This is a genomic window from Nonomuraea sp. NPDC048901 (assembly GCF_040649695.1).
In the GTDB taxonomy this organism is placed as follows: Bacteria; Actinomycetota; Actinomycetes; order Streptosporangiales; family Streptosporangiaceae; genus Nonomuraea.
Genome location: NZ_JBEZFW010000003.1, coordinates 384,583 through 401,250 on the forward strand (window position 1 = coordinate 384,583; position 16,668 = coordinate 401,250).

The 16,668-nt window shown below is 69.6% G+C and carries 12 protein-coding genes and 1 pseudogene; 6 read left to right on the forward strand and 7 right to left on the reverse strand.

The window, feature by feature from the left end; genetic code table 11:
• Positions 1-5: 5 nt before the first annotated feature.
• The gene (eccB, locus tag AB0C30_RS11295; protein ID WP_357942130.1) at positions 6-1,403 is read right to left on the reverse strand and encodes a type VII secretion protein EccB; all 1,398 of its coding nucleotides are present in this window, start codon (positions 1,401-1,403) and stop codon (positions 6-8) included.
• A 503-nt stretch (positions 1,404-1,906) separates the two neighbouring features.
• Between eccB and AB0C30_RS11300 the strand changes: the two genes are divergently transcribed.
• Positions 1,907-2,581 (forward strand): transposase, encoded by a 675-nt coding sequence (locus tag AB0C30_RS11300; protein ID WP_357942132.1) that lies wholly within the window; start codon positions 1,907-1,909, stop codon positions 2,579-2,581.
• 7 nt (positions 2,582-2,588) lie between these two features.
• Here AB0C30_RS11300 and AB0C30_RS11305 read toward each other — a convergent pair whose 3' ends face one another.
• Together AB0C30_RS11305 and AB0C30_RS11310 are read right to left on the reverse strand one after the other, a co-directional pair.
• The gene (locus tag AB0C30_RS11305) at positions 2,589-3,461 is read right to left on the reverse strand and encodes an NmrA/HSCARG family protein (RefSeq protein WP_357942134.1); all 873 of its coding nucleotides are present in this window, start codon (positions 3,459-3,461) and stop codon (positions 2,589-2,591) included.
• Between the two features lie 548 nt (positions 3,462-4,009).
• On the reverse strand, positions 4,010-4,462 hold the full coding sequence (locus AB0C30_RS11310) for an ATP-binding protein (RefSeq protein WP_357942136.1): 453 nt from the start codon (positions 4,460-4,462) through the stop codon (positions 4,010-4,012).
• Between the two features lie 198 nt (positions 4,463-4,660).
• Between AB0C30_RS11310 and AB0C30_RS11315 the strand changes: the two genes are divergently transcribed.
• The 3 genes from AB0C30_RS11315 to pta all read left to right on the forward strand — a co-directional run bounded on the left by AB0C30_RS11315 (position 4,661) and on the right by pta (position 7,958).
• Entirely contained in the window at positions 4,661-5,500 is an 840-nt protein-coding gene (locus AB0C30_RS11315) for a helix-turn-helix transcriptional regulator (RefSeq protein WP_357942138.1), read from the forward strand.
• Positions 5,485-5,700, forward strand: coding sequence for a DUF397 domain-containing protein (locus AB0C30_RS11320; protein WP_357942140.1), 216 nt, complete (start codon positions 5,485-5,487; stop codon positions 5,698-5,700). Before AB0C30_RS11315 ends, AB0C30_RS11320 begins: the two co-directional genes overlap by 16 nt.
• A gap of 176 nt (positions 5,701-5,876) precedes the next feature.
• Entirely contained in the window at positions 5,877-7,958 is a 2,082-nt protein-coding gene (pta, locus tag AB0C30_RS11325; protein WP_357942142.1) for a phosphate acetyltransferase, read from the forward strand.
• Here pta and AB0C30_RS11330 read toward each other — a convergent pair.
• On the reverse strand, positions 7,920-9,749 hold the full coding sequence (locus tag AB0C30_RS11330) for an ABC transporter ATP-binding protein (RefSeq protein ID WP_357942144.1): 1,830 nt from the start codon (positions 9,747-9,749) through the stop codon (positions 7,920-7,922). The two genes, pta and AB0C30_RS11330, sit on opposite strands and share 39 nt — an antisense overlap.
• A gap of 93 nt (positions 9,750-9,842) precedes the next feature.
• On the reverse strand, positions 9,843-11,234 hold the full coding sequence (eccD, locus tag AB0C30_RS11335) for a type VII secretion integral membrane protein EccD (protein ID WP_357942146.1): 1,392 nt from the start codon (positions 11,232-11,234) through the stop codon (positions 9,843-9,845).
• A gap of 130 nt (positions 11,235-11,364) precedes the next feature.
• On the opposite strand from eccD, the gene eccCa reads away from it, so the two are divergent.
• Positions 11,365-15,363, forward strand: coding sequence for a type VII secretion protein EccCa (gene eccCa, locus AB0C30_RS11340; protein WP_357942148.1), 3,999 nt, complete (start codon positions 11,365-11,367; stop codon positions 15,361-15,363).
• Between the two features lie 14 nt (positions 15,364-15,377).
• Here the strand turns inward: eccCa and AB0C30_RS11345 are convergent, their stop codons facing one another.
• Both AB0C30_RS11345 and AB0C30_RS11350 read right to left on the reverse strand, forming a co-directional pair.
• On the reverse strand, positions 15,378-15,788 hold the full coding sequence (locus AB0C30_RS11345) for a zinc-binding dehydrogenase (RefSeq protein ID WP_357942150.1): 411 nt from the start codon (positions 15,786-15,788) through the stop codon (positions 15,378-15,380).
• A pseudogene (locus AB0C30_RS11350) lies at positions 15,697-15,990 on the reverse strand (helix-turn-helix domain-containing protein); the annotation flags it as partial. The pseudogene AB0C30_RS11350 and the gene AB0C30_RS11345, both read right to left, overlap by 92 nt.
• Before the next feature lie 28 nt (positions 15,991-16,018).
• On the opposite strand from AB0C30_RS11350, the gene AB0C30_RS11355 reads away from it, so the two are divergent.
• Positions 16,019-16,588: a TetR/AcrR family transcriptional regulator gene (locus AB0C30_RS11355; protein ID WP_357942152.1), complete on the forward strand. Its 570-nt coding sequence runs from the start codon at positions 16,019-16,021 to the stop codon at positions 16,586-16,588.
• Positions 16,589-16,668 lie beyond the last annotated feature (80 nt).

Below are 16,668 nucleotides of genomic sequence, written 5' to 3' on the forward strand. Positions count from 1 at the left end.
CGTGGTCACTGAGCCGGCGAGGCGGTGGCCACCGGCTTGGCGGCGCGTGCGGGATCCAGCACCGGCCCTTCGGGAATGAGCTGCAGCACGTTGGCGGGCACCGGGGTGGCGCGCTTGGCGTCGTACCCCAGCTTGCCCAGCACGTCCGCGTTCGGCACGGCGTAGCGCCGCCCCTCGTCCGTCACCAGGTAGTACGACTGCACCGCGTCGAGCTGGCCGTCACCGGGCAGGACCCCGGCGACGATCGCCCGGCCGGGCGGCAGACGTACCAGATCCGTGGCGTCGCCGCGTGGCGCGGGTAGCGTGCCGCCCGACATGAGCCGGGCGCGGGCCGAGCCCTTGTCGGCGTCGGCGTAGACCGCGCAGAGCGGGCTCGCCGGGTCGTAGGCCGTCATCTTCGGCATCGACGCGGGCAGGCCGCCGGCCGGGAGCTTGGTGCGGGAGCGCGGGGCGGCGTTGGCCGTCGCCGCGTCGATCTTGACCTCGGCGGTCGTGCCGCCGCTGTACGCCGCCGGGTCGCTCAGCAGGAGCGTCGCCTGCGTACGCGTGACGGGCGCCAAGCCGTCGGCCAGCTGCACGTACCAGCGCGGCTCGCCCCCGGCGACGGCCGTGGCCCGGAAGACCTGCCCCACGGCGGCCTTCTCACCACCGGGCCCGGTCACCGGCCGCCCCCGCCCCTCGATCGCGGGCGCGGCCAGGTCGGGCCCTTCCGGAAGCGCGTTCAGCCAGGCCACGGGCACGGCCGCCGGGTCGGTGCCGCTGAGGCCGCGCGCGATCCCGGCGGGCACGCGCATCCGCGCGCCGCGCCAGATCGCCCAGGTCTGCCCGCCGACGTCCACGAGCATCGCGCTGTCCTCGGCGAGCGGCCGGTCGCCCGCCTGCCGCCCGGCGATCAGCGTCACGTACGGCTTGCGCCCCGTGTCGCTCTCGCGCTCCTGTACGCAGACCGACCAGGGACCGCCCGCGAGCCGATCGGCGGCCGGCAGCGAGTCGGGCGCCCCGGGGATGCCGACCGGCGTGCCGCGCTCGTACGAGCTCAGCGCGTCCCTGGCGACCACCCGCTCGGTGATCTGCGGCGAGTCGAGCACGAGCCGGGCCGAGGCGTAGTTGACCACCGGGATCAGCCTGCGCTGGGGCTGGCTGTAGACGTAGCGGGCCCCGGTCTCGCGCTCGATGATCAGCGTCCCCGGGTCCCGCAGCGCCTTCGTACCGCTGGGCCGGAGCAGGCCGACGACCGCGAACCCGACACCCAGCAGCACGGCGACCATGGCGCCGGCCAGGAAGCCGATGTTCTGGCGGCGCAGCGGCCACTCGGGCTGGTTCGGCTGGGCCCGCATCAGCGCCAGGCCGATGCGCTGGACCGTGAGCCGGTACGCCTGGTAGAGGTCGCGCTGGCTGTGCACGCCCACCTCCCCGGAATTCGCCCGGCCTAATTTATCCAGATAAGAACGGCAAAGGCGTGACACTTCAACAGTTCTGTAATGGACATACTCGCCGCGCACCCTCGGCTGCCGGCGTCCGCCACCAGGCGTTTGCACCCGCGACTCCGGCTCGGCGCCAATCCTGCCGGTCTTGAGCCGGGGACGTCGTGTGTCGGCGCGCGCCTGGGCTGCGTATGGTCGTGCGCCCCTGGCCGAGCATCCGCACCGGCGGGCACCCCTGACAGCAGCACCCGCACTGGCGAGCACCCCTGACAGCAGCACCCGCACCGGCCAGTGGAATCGGCACCTCCGACATGATTGTCGGAGCGCCACCCGCCCGATACCAAACCGAAGATCGACGGCGGAGGCGGTTCTTACGCGATCGATGGACGATCACGCGGTATTGTCTGTCGATCGTCGGCCAATGGCCGCTTTATCGGACGCATGGTATTTGATGGCAAGACATCGAAATGAGGCGGGTTGGAGTGTCTTCAGAGGCTGAGGAGCGGATCGCCGCAGCGCTGGATAGCGGCGCTACTGAATTGGACCTTGCTGACTTCGGTCTTGATACTCTTCCTGAGGCGCTGGGCGACCTCACCGGTCTTACCAAGCTCAACCTGAAGGGTAATCGGCTCACTGAATTACCCAGGTGGTTGGGCAGCAAACGTTGGCGACCGGCCGACAGCCCGGCCCGACTGCGCGCCACCTACAACCGCTGCTTCGGCGTCATGCACATGATCTCCGCACTCGACGTGGCCACCGGCAAGCTGTACTACCGCATCTGCAGGCGCAAGCGGTGGCGGGAGTTCTTGTCCTTCCTGAAGACTCTTCGCGCTCGCTGGCCTGGCGAAAAGCTGTACGTGATCATGGACAACTACTCGCCGCACAAACATTCCGAGGTCCGCTCCTGGGCCGCCGACAACAACGTCGAGCTGGTGTTCCTGCCCACCTATGGCTCGTGGTTGAACTGGATCGAGTCCGAGTTCGCCGCACTGCGCTACTACGCCCTCACCGGCACCGACCACCGCACCCACGACGAGCAGAACGCCGCAATCGGCGCCTACGTCCACTGGCGCAACACCCGCGCCCAACCCAAGACCAGCTTCGCCGCCAGCTCACCCATCCGAAGCTGGACCAGTTACCCGGCCAAGGCTGCGTGACGGGCCGCTAGCCCGCGAGGATTCTGTCCCAGTCCACCGTCTTGGCCCACTCGGCGTAGCTGTGCCAGCGCACGGCGGGGTACCTGGCATGCAGGGTCTCGATGTCAAGGAAATCGGTGTTGTTCTCGAAGTTCTCGAACATCGTGGCCACCTCCTCGCCGGCCCACTGCCGCACCATGTCCAGCGGCATCTGCTGGTAGGGGATCTCCCGGCCGAGCACCTCGCTCAGAATCCGGGCCGCCTCCTGCCCGGTGACGCGATCGGAGGCGATGTCGATCCGCTGGCCGATGAGCTCGTCGGGGTTCTCGACGGCATGTACGGCCATGCCGGCGATGTCCAGGACGCTCACCTGGTCGAGCGGCTTGCCCGGAGTCAGCGGGTTGGCGAGCAAGCCGTCCCCGAGCTGACTGAAGCCGAGGTTGAGCACGTTCTCCATGAAATACACCGGGCCGAGCACCGTCGCGCGCACCGGCCGCTCGCGCAAATACGCCTCGATGAGCTGCTTGCTGTCGGCGTGGTCGACGTTGGTGGCCACCAGCCGGTCGCCGCCCCGCACAGAGGAGTACACCAGGTGGATGTCGAGGCGAGCGGCGGTGTCGACGAGCTGGCGTCCCTGCGCGACCTCCTCGTCCTTGCCACCCTCCCCGAACGGCACCGACAGGCCAAAAACCGCGTCGGCGCCTGTGCAGGCCCGCTGGAGCGCGTCGGGATCGGCGAGGTCGCCGGTGGCAAGCCGTGCTCCCTGGGTTAACAGCGTCTTGGCGGCCGGCGACTCGGGCGAGCGCACGTACGCCACCACCTCGTGGCCGCGCTCCAAGAGCAGGTCGGCGACTGCGCCGCCCTGCTTGCCGGTGGCGCCGGTAACGACGACTTTGGTCATGAAACATCTCCATGGTTGGGCTGGATTCGATCCAGGACATGCGGGCGCGTTTTGACCGGCCCATCCGGCCGCGCCGCCCGCATCAGCGATTCTGGGACCTCAACCACAATTGAGGTCAAGCGCCGGACAGCCTGACGCTGCCTTGAGCATCACCCGTCGGGCTGGCCACCCGCTGGTTCTTGGCGATGAAGTGCGGGTCGTTGGACGCCTTCCAGATCGTGGTGGGCTGTCAGCTCACTACGCTCGCGTGCAGGATGCTTCGCAGGCCCTCTCGACTGATCGCCGCCACCACACCCCGGGGAGATGAGGTGTTCGGCCAGGGTGCGCAGGCTCCAGGTGGAATGACCGGTTATATCCCACTCGGCGGGAACCGTCCGGGCGATCAGGCAGATGTGCCCACGCACCCGTCAATTACCGGGTCAACGTTCCGGGACGGGCCACTAGTACCGCCGCACTCAGTCGCGGCCGGGCGGTGCTGGACCGGGGTGCCTGGGGAGGCGTGCTCCCCACGGCAGGCAGAGGCACCGACCTGCCGACCGTGGGGATGTCTAGTGGCGGGACACCAGAGCCCAAACGACCCGCTCGTTGCGGGTGTTGTAGTAATGACCCCACGAGCCGTCGGTGATCTCGTGCACTACGTGCAGCCCACGGCCGGACTCGATCGCCGTGTCCTCATCGTCGGGGCCGGGGTCGTTCACGGGCTGTCGAAGCTGAGGGAAGGTACTGGCGTGTCCAGGATCAACCACGACCAGCCGGATGAAGCCTTTCTCCGCCTCTAGCCTCATGCGCACCCACCGCGCCGCCGGCATGGTCCCGAGGCCGTACCTGATGGCGTTGGTGACCAACTCCGTGGCGAGCGTCTGAAGGTCATAGGCCCGGGGGTGGTCCGCTCCCACCCACGACGCGATGGTGTCGCGCGCTCTGGCGGGGATCACGCGGGGATCCAGATCCTTCATCTCGAAGGTGTGGCATTGGGCGGGGGAGTGGAGCGCCGCATTCATGATTATTCACCGACTTTGTCCGTGTCGTGCTCGCCTCTGGATTTATTCAGGCTGTGTCACCACGGGTGGAGGGTGTGGTGAACCGCTAGCCAGAATGGCATTGGGGCGATATTTTTCTCAGTGGTCGGCGAAGTCTGTAGCGACACAGTTTCCAGGCTGCGGAGTTTCGCCGCAGTGGCACGTAAGGAGGGGTGTGGCGTGGGAATCGAGGTAAAACTAGACCCCGAAACAAGCCCAGACGCGCGATATGGTTATGAATTGCGTAAACGGCGTAAAGAGGCGGGATTGACGTTGGCTCAGCTGGGGGCCCGGGTCGCCCTCACGGGTCAGCAGATCGGCAACATCGAGCGGGCCGACCGCCGGATGGATGAGAACAGGGCGCGCCGGTGCGAGGAGGCCATGGGACTCCCGCCAGGTGATCTCGTGCAGCACCTTCCCCGTAGGTCTCGCAGCAACGTGACCTTTCGCAACTTCCTGCCGTGGCTGGACAGGGAGAAGCGGGCCACGGAGCTGTGCGCCTATGAAGGGTTGATCATTCCGGGACTGCTCCAAACTCGGGAGTACGCGGAAGCTGTCTGTCAAGGCAGACCCGGTACAACCCCTGAGCAGGTGAAAGAAGCCGTGGAGGCGCGGATGCAGCGACAAGCCATTTTGCGCCGGGAGAACCCTCCGTTCCTATATGCCGTTCTCGACCAGTGCGCACTGCTACGCCCCGTAGGAAGCGAGGAAATCACCCGGGATCAGCTTCAACATCTCCTCATGATGGGTAGAAGTCCGAACATAGTGATTCAGATCGTCCCCCTACGCGCTATGTCTACGCGTGGCCTGGTGGCAGGGTTCGTGATCGCTCGGACCGCTGGAGATGGCGACGAAGCCGTCTTCATCGACACCCCTGACGGGGGCCGCATGGTGGACCGGCTCGAGTCTGTGGAGATGCTGAAGGCTTGGTTTCAGACGATCAGGGCGGATGCGCTGTCCCGGGCAGACTCGATGGCGCTGATCGAAGAGAGGCTGACACAAGAATGGATCTGGCACTGAGCGAAGAACTCAGGAACGCGGCGTGGCGAAAGAGCCCCCTCTCGGACGCTCAGGGGAACTGCGTACAGGTGGCTCCCCTGTCGGCCGGACGCGTCGCGGTGAGAGACAGCAAGGACCCCGATGGGCCTGCTCTGGTGTTCACCGATCCGGAGTGGAAGGCGTTCGCCGGTGGGGTGAAAGAGGGAGTATTCGACTTCTAGACACCGGTGGAGGGGGTCTGGCCTTTGGTCAGGCTCCCTGCTACGCATGGCCGGTTCCTGCTCTTCCAGGTCGTTGACCCGCTGGCTCCGGCCATCGCGGCGGTGCCGGAAAGCATGCGGCCGTTGCCGACAGCCCGCTGCCGAGGTCGAGAAGAAGCCAACAGACAATGGTGCACATGACACGTGCGGTGTACGTCGCGGCGGACGAGGCGGGAAGCAACAAGGGCGTGGTCGCCCTGGGCATGGTGGCGCTGCTGTCCCGGCAGGTGGGGACCGTGGGCGTGTTCCGTCCGCTGGTGCGGGCAGGCCGTGAGGACAACCTGATCAACACCATCCGGAGCAGGTTCCAGCTCAGCCTGCCCTACGAGACGTACGCCGGCGTCACCTACGACGAGGTGCACGCCGACGCCGAGCGTGCGGCCGGTGACATCGTGGCTCGTTACCGTGCGCTCGCGGGGCGATGCGACGCGGTGGTCGTGGTCGGGACCGATTACACCGATGTGGGCGCGCCGACCGAGTTCGAGTTCAACGCCAGGCTCGCCGCAGACCTGGGAACGCCCGTGCTGAACGTGGTGAGCGGGAGAACCAGGACGGTCTCGGAGATCAGCGCCGCGATCGAGCTGTCGTCCCGGCAACTGGCGCAGCACCACGCCCAGGAACTGGCGGTCGTGGTCACCCGGGCGGCTGCCGAGCGCATCGCGATCGACCACCCTACGCCGGTGTTCGTCCTGCCCGAGGCTCCCTCCCTGCGCGCGCCCACGGTCGCCGACCTGCTGGATGCCTGCGACGGCAGGTTTTTCCTCGGCGAGCGCGACGGGCTGGGCCGGGAGACGAGCGCGCTGATGGTGGGCGCGATGTCACTGCCCGGCATCCTGGACCGCTACACCGAGGGCGCCGCGGTGATCATCCCGTCCGATCGGGCCGCCGCGCTACTCCCAGGGCTGATCGCGGCACACGCGGCGCCGGGCTTCCCCGCCCTGTCGGCGGTGATCATGACGGGTGGCACGGACCTGCCCGCCCCGGTGGACCGGCTGCTACGGAGCATGACCATTCCCCTGCCGGTCATCGCCACCGACCATGACACCTTCGACACCGCGACCCGCCTGTCGGCCGTGGAGGGCCGGTTCACACCAGAAGCCGGCGGGAAGATCGACACAGCGCTGCGCCTGTTCGCCGAACACGTCGACGGCCGGCTGCTGCTCGATCGACTGGCCATCGCCAAGACCGACGTCGTCACGCCGCTGATGTTCGAGTACGAGCTGCTGGATCGGGCACGTACCCGGCGTCGGCACATCGTGCTGCCAGAGGGCGAGGAGCCGCGCATCCTGCGCGCGGCCGACGTCCTGCTGCGCCGTGGCGTGGCCGAGCTCACTCTGCTCGGCGACGAGGAGCGGATCAGGGTACAGGCCGCCCAGCTCGGCCTGGATCTGGACGAGGCCAGGGTGCTCAGCCCGTTCGACGCGCAGCTGCGCGAGCGGTTCGCCCGCGAGTACGCGAGAGTCCGGGCGCATCGGGGGATGACCACCGAGCTGGCCCGCGACACGGTCACCGACGTGTCCTACTTCGGCACGCTGATGGTTCACACCGGCATGGCCGACGGCATGGTCTCGGGCGCGGCGCACACCACCGCGCACACCATCAGGCCGGCGTTCGAGATCCTGCGCCTGGGGCTGGTCTCCAGCGTGTTCTTCATGTGCCTGGCCGATCGGGTGCTGGTCTACGGCGACTGCGCGGTCAACCCCGATCCGAGTGCCGAGCAGCTTGCCGACATCGCGATCTCCTCGGCTCGCACCGCCGCCCTGTTCGGCGTCGACCCTAAGATCGCCATGCTTTCGTACTCGACGGGTGCCTCGGGTGCCGGCGCCGACGTCGACAAGGTCCGCACCGCCACCGAGCTGGTCCGCGAGCGCCGTCCCGACGTGATGGTGGAGGGGCCGATCCAGTACGACGCCGCGGTCGACCCCTCGGTGGCGCGGACCAAGATGCCCGGCAGCCAGGTGGCCGGCCACGCCACCGTCTTCGTGGTGCCCGACCTCAACACCGGCAACAACCTTTACAAGGCCGTCCAGCGCAGCGCCGGCGCCGTCGCGGTGGGACCGGTGCTGCAAGGACTGCGCAAGCCCGTCAACGACCTGTCTCGCGGTGCCACCGTCGCCGACATCGTCACCACCGTGGCCATCACCGCCGCCCAGGTGCGAGACGACGATGCGGACGCCCCTTCATCGGTGGAGCGCGTCCGGAGTGTTGTCCTCCACTAGGAAGCCGCCGGACTGGTGACGCCAGAGCCGGGCGTAGGGGCCGTCGGACTCAAGCAGCTCGCCGTGGGTGCCCTGCTCCACGATCTCGCCCTGGTTCAGCACGACGAGCCGGTCCATGCGGACGACGGTGCTCAGGCGGTGCGCGACCACGAGCGCGGTGCGCTCCTGCATCAGTTCCCACAGCGCTTCCTGGACGAGGATCTCGCTTTCCGAGTCGAGGGCGCTGGTCGCCTCGTCCAACAGCAGGATCGGGGCGTCGCGCAGAATGGCTCGGGCGAGGGCGACCCGTTGCCGCTGGCCGCCGGACAGCTTGACGCCACGCTCGCCGACCAGGGTGTCGAATCCCTTCGGCAGCGACTCGACGAACTCCGTGACGTGCGCCGCCCGCGCCGCCTGCATGATCTCCGCGTCGGTGGCGCCCGGCCGGGCGAAGGCGATGTTGTCGCGCACCGACCGGTGGAACATGGCCGGCTCCTGGGGCACGTACGCGATGAGGCTGCGCAGATCGGCCTGCCGCAGGCGGGCGATGTCCTGGCCACCGATCAGGATCCGGCCACCGTCGACGTCCATGAGGCGCAGCAACAGCCGGGTGAGCGTGGTCTTGCCGCCGCCGGACTGGCCGACCAGTCCGATCTTGGTGCCACTGGGGATGTCCAGGTCCAGACGCTCGAACAGGGACGAGCCGCCGGCGTGCGCGAACGTCACCCGGTCGAAGCGGATGCTCGCGTCCGCCCGGCGCAGCGGCTGCGGGTCGGCCGGATCGACCACACTCGGCGGTACGAGCAGTAGCTCGGTGAACTGGGCGGCTTCGGTGAGCACGCTCTCGATGCGCCGGTATACCTGGTTGAACTCGAACATGACGCTGATCGTGTTGGAGTAATAGGTGAACGTCACCACGACGGCCTCCACGCCCAGACCGCCCCGGAGCGCGACGGCGAGCAGCAGGCCGAGGGCGCTGGTGAGGATCGAGATGGGGGCGACCACGGTGTCCACGCGCAGGTTGCCGTAGTCCCAGGAGCGCAGCGACAGTTTCCGCAGCTCGGCGACCCTGACGCGATGCTCGGTGGCCTCGCGGTCCTCGGCGGCGAACGCGCGTACGGTGTCCATGTTCGACAGGACGTCGGCGACGTGGCCCGAGACCCGCACCTTGGCGGCCTCACGCTGGTCGACCAGCGCCTGGCGGCGGCGGATGAGCGGCGCGACGAGGCAGCCCGTGACGACGATGAGGCCCACCAGAACGAAGACCAGCAGCGGGTGATACGTCCACAGCACCACCGAGGCGAAGGCGATCGGCACCACCTTGGCCATGATGGAGAAGGTCAGCGTGTCGACGAAGTCCTCGAACCGGGAGGAGAACCCTAGCACCCGTTTGGTCAGCGACCCGGCGAAGTTGTTGTGGAAGAACGCGGTGTCCTTGGTCAGCAACTCGTCCATGCCCATCACGCCGAGGCGCTCGATGCCGCGGGCGTCCGTACGGTTCAGGAAATGCAGCCCGATCCGCCACAGCACCTCACCGGCCAGCAGCAACCCGGCGAAGCCGAGCACGTACGGCAGGAGCGCGCCGACGGAGCCGTCGCCGCCCGCGGACAGTCGCCCCACAATGCCGGCCACCGCCAGCGGCGCCAGGTAGAACAGGCAGATGTTCCCGAGCGCGGGCGTCATCAGCGCGGGCACCGCGACGCGCCACTGGCGCACCAGCTCACCGGAGTAGTGACGCAGCGCGAGCAGGACCGCCGACTTTCGTACGGATGAAACGCCTTCGGAGCCCTGAAGCGATCCGAGCACAGCCATCCGCCCCTCCCGAACCCCGACAACCGGCCGTGACCATGCTGCCGCAGGGCGTACGCGGAGGCGACTGGTTTTCCGGCCGTTAGGCCCTGGGCCTCAGCTGACCAGCCCGCGGATCGTCTCGTACACATCCAGTACGGCCAGCGCCAGCGGCAGCAGGGCGATCATCAGCACGATGTCGAGGATGTCGGCCAGCCGCCCCCAGAACGGAGTGGGCCGCGAGGCCGAAAGCCAGAGCGCCACCCCGGCCACCAGCAGCGCCAGCAAAACCAGCCCGGGCACCACCCCGAACAGCACCACCTCGCGAGCCGACCCCACCGCCACGGCCAGGATCGGCAGGCCGGAGCCGAACAGGGCCGAGGTCAGCAGCCACAGCCGCTGGGCCCGGCCTTCGAAGACGCGGGCGCGTAGCAGCAGGGCGGCCGAGAGTGACAGGCTCATCGCGACCGCCGGCCAGGTGCCCGCCACCGCCAGGAGGATCTGGGCGCTGAGCGTGAGGAGCGACACCCCGCCGAGCAGGCCCGTGCAGAAGGCGTCCGCGACGACCGTCCGGTCGATCACCATCCGGCCGTCCAGGTCGCCGCCCTCGCGGCGCAGTTCGTCGGCGGTCGTCGGCAGGGCGGGCAGCGGCAGCCCGGCCAGCCGGAACGAGACCGAGGGCACCACCGTCGTCATGCCCACGGCCAGGGTGGCCAGCAGCGCGGCCACCCCGGCCGCCGGTACGGCGAGGACCATGACCGCCAGCGCGCCGAGCAGGCCGCAGAACGCGGCGAACGCCACCCCGAGGAACGTCGGCAACCCCTGGGCGACGGCGAACCCGATGGCCGTGGCCAGCATCAACGTGACCCCGAACGCCGCCAGCAGGTGCGGCGCGCCCAGCCCGGTCAGGCCGGTCGGCGAATCGGGTCCGAGCAGCCCCGCGACGAACCCGTACGGCAGGGCCGCGTACCCGATCGCCGCTCCCGCGCCCGCGTCACCCAGGGCCCGCGACAGCGCCGCCGCGGCCAGCAGCAGCACCAGCGCGATCCCCGCCGCGACCATGGCGGCGGGCGTCCACGGCGGGCCGGTCAGCAGCAGGGCGGCGGCGCCCGCGCCCAGCGCCACCGCGGCGGTCCGCAGCCCGTACGACCTGGTGACGGCGGGCTGCCACCGGCTGGTGCGTTCGAGCACGCCGGTCGCGACGGCGTCGGCCACGTCGTCGAAGACGGTCTCGGGCAGCTCGTGCCCCCGGGGCCGCAGGTGCAGCAGTTCCCCGTCGTGCACGGCCAGGTCCGACAGCGTCACGTTCACGTCGAACGGCTGCCCGCCCACGCGCTGGAGCACCCAGCCGCCGTGGGCCAGCCCGGCCTCCGCCAGCCCTTCGCCGGCGATGCGCAGCAGCGTCGGCAGCATGCTCGCCAGCGGCATGTCCGAGGGCAGGCCGAGATCGAGGGACCCCCGAGGGGTGACGATCGTGACCCGGCACAGGTCGGTTCCGGTGGCGCTCACTTGGAGGAGTGTATGGACTGGCTCCCCGCCGCGCCGCCGTAAATATGTCGAGAAAATTTGAAATGTCGCTGAATACGTGGTCTGACGGGCTTTTATGAGGGTTGTTTGGTGGCCGGTTCGGTGAGGTGCGGTGAGCGGCAACACATGGGTGGTGCGTCGGCCCGACCGGCGCAGGCCGCCGGAGCAGCCGAGCGGTGAGGTGCTGCTGGAGCCGCCACCCGAGATCCCCGAGACGGTCACGGGCGGTGGCCTGACCCAGATCCTGACGTACCTGCCGATGATCGCCGGGGCGGGCGCGATGGCGCTCATGTTCACCGGCGGCGGCACGGGAAACCCGATCATGATGGTCTCCAGCGGCCTGTTCGCCGTCTCGATGGTGGGCATGACGATGGGCCAGATGCTCAGGAACACCGGCGAGCGCAAGAACCGCATCAACGGTCAGCGCCGCGACTACTACCGTTACCTGGAGCAGGTGCGCAAGCGCGTACGCAAGGCCGCCGAGCAGCAGCGCAAGGCCATGACCTGGAACCATCCCGACCCCGTCACGCTGTGGTCGCTGGTCATGACCTCGCGGCTGTGGGAGCGGCGCCCCCGCGACGACGACTTCGGCCAGCTGCGGATCGCCACCTCCGCGCAGCGTCTCGCGCTGCCGCTCATCCCGCCCGAGAGCCGGCCGATCGAGGACCTCGACCCGATGTCCGCTGGGGCGCTGCGCCGCTTCGTCCGTACCCACGCCACGGTCCCCGGCCTGCCGGTCGCGCTGGCGCTGCACTCCTTCGCCCGCATCACGCTCGCGGGCGAGCCCGAGGCCGTCCGCGGCCTGGTCCGCGCCGCGCTGGCCCAGGCGGTGGCCCTGCACTCGCCCGAGGACCTGCGGGTCTCGGTGTGCACCGGGCCCGAGCACGCGGCCGAGTGGGAGTGGGTCAAGTGGCTGCCGCACGCCTTCCACCCCGAGGAGGAGGACGGGGCGGGCCCGGTCCGGCTGGTCACCAGGGACCTCGGGGAGCTCGACGACCTGCTCGGGTTCGAGCTGAAGGATCGGCCGAGGTTCAGCAGGGGCCTGTCGCAGGACGTACTGCCGTACCACGTGGTGATCCTGGACGGCGGCCGGGTGCCCGCGGGCAGCCAGCTCGGCACCGACGCCATCGAGGGCGTGACCGTGATCGACCTCAGCGGGTCGGCGGGACAGGCGCCCGCGCAGCTGTCGCTGAATCTCGACGTCACGGCCGACGAGGTGGTCCGGGTCGTCGAGGACGACATGGGCAAGCAGGTCAGGAGCGCGCTCGGCCGGCCCGACGTGCTGGGCCTGCCCGCGTTCGCCGCGCTGGCCAGGCAGCTCGCGCCCATGCGGGCCGGCGCGGCCGGCGGGGCCGAGGAGGAGGGCGACGCGTTCGCCACCAACACCACGCTCACCGACCTGCTCCGCATCGGCGACGCCCGCCGGATCTCGGCCGCCGTGACCTGGCAGGCCCGGCCGGTCAGGAACCGGCTGCGGGTGCCGCTCGGCCTGGGCGCCGACGGCCGGCCCGTCGAGCTGGACATCAAGGAGGCCGCGCAGGGCGGCATGGGCCCGCACGGGCTCGTGGTCGGCGCGACCGGCTCCGGCAAGAGCGAGCTGCTGCGTACGCTGGTGCTCGCGCTGGCGATCACCCACTCCTCCGAGGTGCTGAACTTCGTCCTGGTCGACTTCAAGGGCGGCGCGACGTTCCTGGGCCTGGACACGCTGCCGCACGTCTCGGCCGTCATCACCAACCTGGAGGACGAGCTCCCGCTGGTCGACCGCATGCACGACGCGCTCCACGGCGAGCTGGTACGCCGCCAGGAACTGCTGCGCTCGGCCGGCAACTACGCCTCCGTACGCGACTACGAGCAGGCCCGCGAGCAGGGCGCCCGGCTGAGCCCGCTGCCGACGCTGTTCATCGTGCTGGACGAGTTCAGCGAACTGCTGTCGGCCAAGCCGGAGTTCATCGAGCTGTTCGTGATGATCGGGCGGCTCGGCCGCTCGCTCGGCGTGCACCTGCTGCTCGCGTCCCAGCGGCTGGAGTCGGGGCGGCTGCGCGGGCTGGACACGCACCTGTCGTACCGGATCGGGCTGCGGACCTTCTCGGCGGCCGAGAGCCGGGCGGTGCTGGGCGTCGCCGACGCGTACTCGCTGCCGCCCGAGCCGGGCAACGCGTACCTGATGTTCGAGACGACCGGGATGACCAGGTTCAAGGCCGCCTACGTGTCCGGCCCCTACCAGGTGGCGCAGCGGGAGAACCGCGCGGTCGCCGCCCGTCCCGGCCACCAGGGCAAGATCGTCTGGTACGGCACCGAGCGGGTGCCGCTGCCGCCGCCGCTCGCGGTCGAGCCCGAGCCCGTCGCCGAGGACCGGGAGCAGCAGGACAGCCTGCTCAATATCGTGGTCGACCGACTGACCGGGCAGGGACCTGCCGCCCACCGGATCTGGCTGCCCCCACTTAAGGAACCGGCCCCGCTCGACCGGCTGCTGCCGCCGCTCCAGGCGACCGCGTCGCACGGGCTCACCGCCGCCGGCACCGGCCAGAACCGCCCTGGCCGGCTGCACGCCGTGGTGGGCATCGTGGACAGCCCGTTCGACCAGCGGCGCGACCCGTACTGGCTGGACCTGTCGGGCGCGGCGGGCAACGCCGCGATCATCGGATCGCCGCAGACGGGCAAGAGCACCCTGCTCCGTACGCTGATCGCCGCGCTCGCGGTCACCCACACGCCCAAGGAGGTGCAGTTCTACTGCCTCGACTTCGGCGGCGGCACGCTGTCGGCGCTGGCCGGGCTGCCGCACGTCGGCGGCGTGGCGACCAGGCTGGACACCAACCGGGTCAGGCGTACGGTGGCGGAGATGACGGCCCTGCTGGCACGCAGGGAACGGCTGTTCGTGGAACGGGGCATCGACTCGATCGCCACCTACCGCCGGCTCGTGGCCTCAGGGGAGTACGAGGGCGACGGCTGGGGTGACGTCTTCCTCGTCGTGGACGGCTGGGCCACGATGCGTCAGGAGTTCGAGTCGCTGGAGGCGCCGCTGAGCGAGCTGGTCTCCCGGGGGCTCGGCTTCGGCATCCACGTCGTCGGCACGGCCAACAAGTGGTCGGAGTTCCGGTCCAACGTACGCGACATGTTCTCCACCAGGCTGGAGCTCAGGCTGGGCGACTCCTTCGAGTCGGAGATCGACCGGAAGGCCGCCGCCAACGTACCCGAGGGAGCGCCGGGCCGCGGCCTGACCCGCGAGGCGCTGCACTTCCTCGCCGCGCTGCCCCGCGTGGACGGCAAGGCCACCGTGGACGACCTGGCCGAAGGGGTCGCCGCGCTGGTGGCGGACGCGGCGAACGCCTGGCACGAGCCACCGGCGCCGCCCGTACGGCTGCTGCCCGACCTGTTCCCCGTGCACACGCTGCCCGGACCGGACGAGAGCGGCCCGCGCATCCCGATCGGCATCGACGAGGCCGCCCTGGCGCCCGTCTCGCTCGACTTCGACGCCGACGCGCACTTCGTCGTCTTCGGCGACACCGAGAGCGGCAAGACCAACCTGCTGCGCGTCGTCGCCGAGGGCATCGTCGACAGGTTCACGCCGCTGGAGGCGCGGATCGTCATCATCGACTACCGCCGCTCACTGCTCGACACGGCCGACAACGAGCACCGGATCGGGTACGCCGCCTCCAGTACCGCCGCGGCCACCGTGCTCAAGGGCATCCACGAGGTCATGCAGACCCGGCTGCCGCCGCCCGACCTCACCTCCGAGCAGCTGCGGACCAGGAGCTGGTGGACCGGCCAGGACCTGTACGTGATCGTGGACGACTACGACCTGGTGGCCACGTCCGCCAATCCGCTGGCCGTGCTCGGGGACCTGCTGCCACAGGCCCGGGACATCGGGCTGCACCTGATCCTGGGGCGGGCCATGGGAGGTGCGGGGCGCAGCCTGCTCGACCCGGTCGTGCGGCGGTTGAAGGAGATGAACACCCCGGCCGTGCTGCTGTCGGGGCCTCGGGACGAGGGGGCGCTGTTCGGCAACGTGCGGCCACAGCAGCTTCCGCCGGGGCGGGGGTTCTATGTGGACCGGCGCTCGGGGGCGCGGCTCATCCAGACGGCGTATCTGACGCCGCCGGAAGCGGGCTAGAAGATCGTGGCTGCTCAGTGGCTGATGACGACCTTGCCGAAGTGGGCACCGCCGGCCAGGTAGGAGGCTGCGTCGAGGGCCTGATCGAAGGGGAAGACGCGGTCGATCACCGGCCGCAGCTTGTGCGCCGCGATGACCCTGTTCATGTCCTCCAGGTCGCTCCTGTGCCCTGGCCGCGGCCATGAGTGGCTCCGGCAGCCCGCTGAAGGCGCTGAAGTAGTCCTCCATAGCCCGCAGCCACTGCCGCAACGCCTCGGAGGCATCGCCGAGTTGCGCGATGTCCGCCTGGCGGGCCACCAGTTCCTCCGAGCGCGTCTGCAGCACGGCCGCCAGCAGCGCCTCCCGGGTGGGGAAGTGCCGGTACAGCGTGCCGGGCCCGACGCCGGCCTCCTTGGCCACCGCCTCCAAAGAGGTGCCGACCCCATAGTCCAGAAAGTGACGCTGCGCTGCAGGCGGCATCCGGTCAAATTGGGGCGGCGCACCCGGCATGCCGGCGCCGAGACGAAGCCTGAGGAGAGCGCCGTCCCGGCATGGCGGAGCGCGACTCACCCAGGATCGGGGGCCACGGTGCGAAGTGGTCCCGGTGTGTCGCCTCATGGAACACGCTGGAAACCGATCGGTTTTCATTTCGTCGGAATCGAGTTAACCTCGCAGTATGACCACCGAAGTGAGGCTAAGTCCCCGAGAGCGGCTGCTGGAGGCGGCGGCCACGCTCACCTACCGAAACGGTGTCGGCATCGGCATCGAGGCGCTGTGCAAGGCGGCGGGGGTGTCGAAGCGCTCCATGTACCAGTTGTTCGAGAGTAAGGACGAACTGCTGGCAGCGAGCCTGGAGGAGCGCTCATCTGCCTTCGTGGCGACGCTGCTGCCCGCGGCGGGTGATGGCCGTTCGCCCCGTGAGCGGATCCTGCACGTCTTCGAGCAGGTGGAGTTGCAGGCGGGTGCGCCCGAGTTCCGGGGGTGTCAGTACCTGGCGGTGCAGATTGAGCTCAAGGATCAGAGCCACCCGGCGAGCCGGGTGGCGCACCGGGTCAAGGGGAACCTGATGGCCTTTTTCCGTGCCGAGGCCGAGCAGGGTGGGGCGCGCGATCCGGATCTGCTGGCCCGGCAGCTCAGTGTGGTCTTCGACGGCGCCAGTGCTCGTGCGGGGATCGGCGCCGACAACCTGACGGGGCTCATCGCGCCCACCGTGGTCACCCTGCTCGATGCGGCAGGCGTGCGCTGACACGTCGCCTGTTTCCTACCTGAGCTTGCGCGCGGAAACCGATCGGTTTACAGTGAGGGAAACCGATCGGTTTTCTTGCT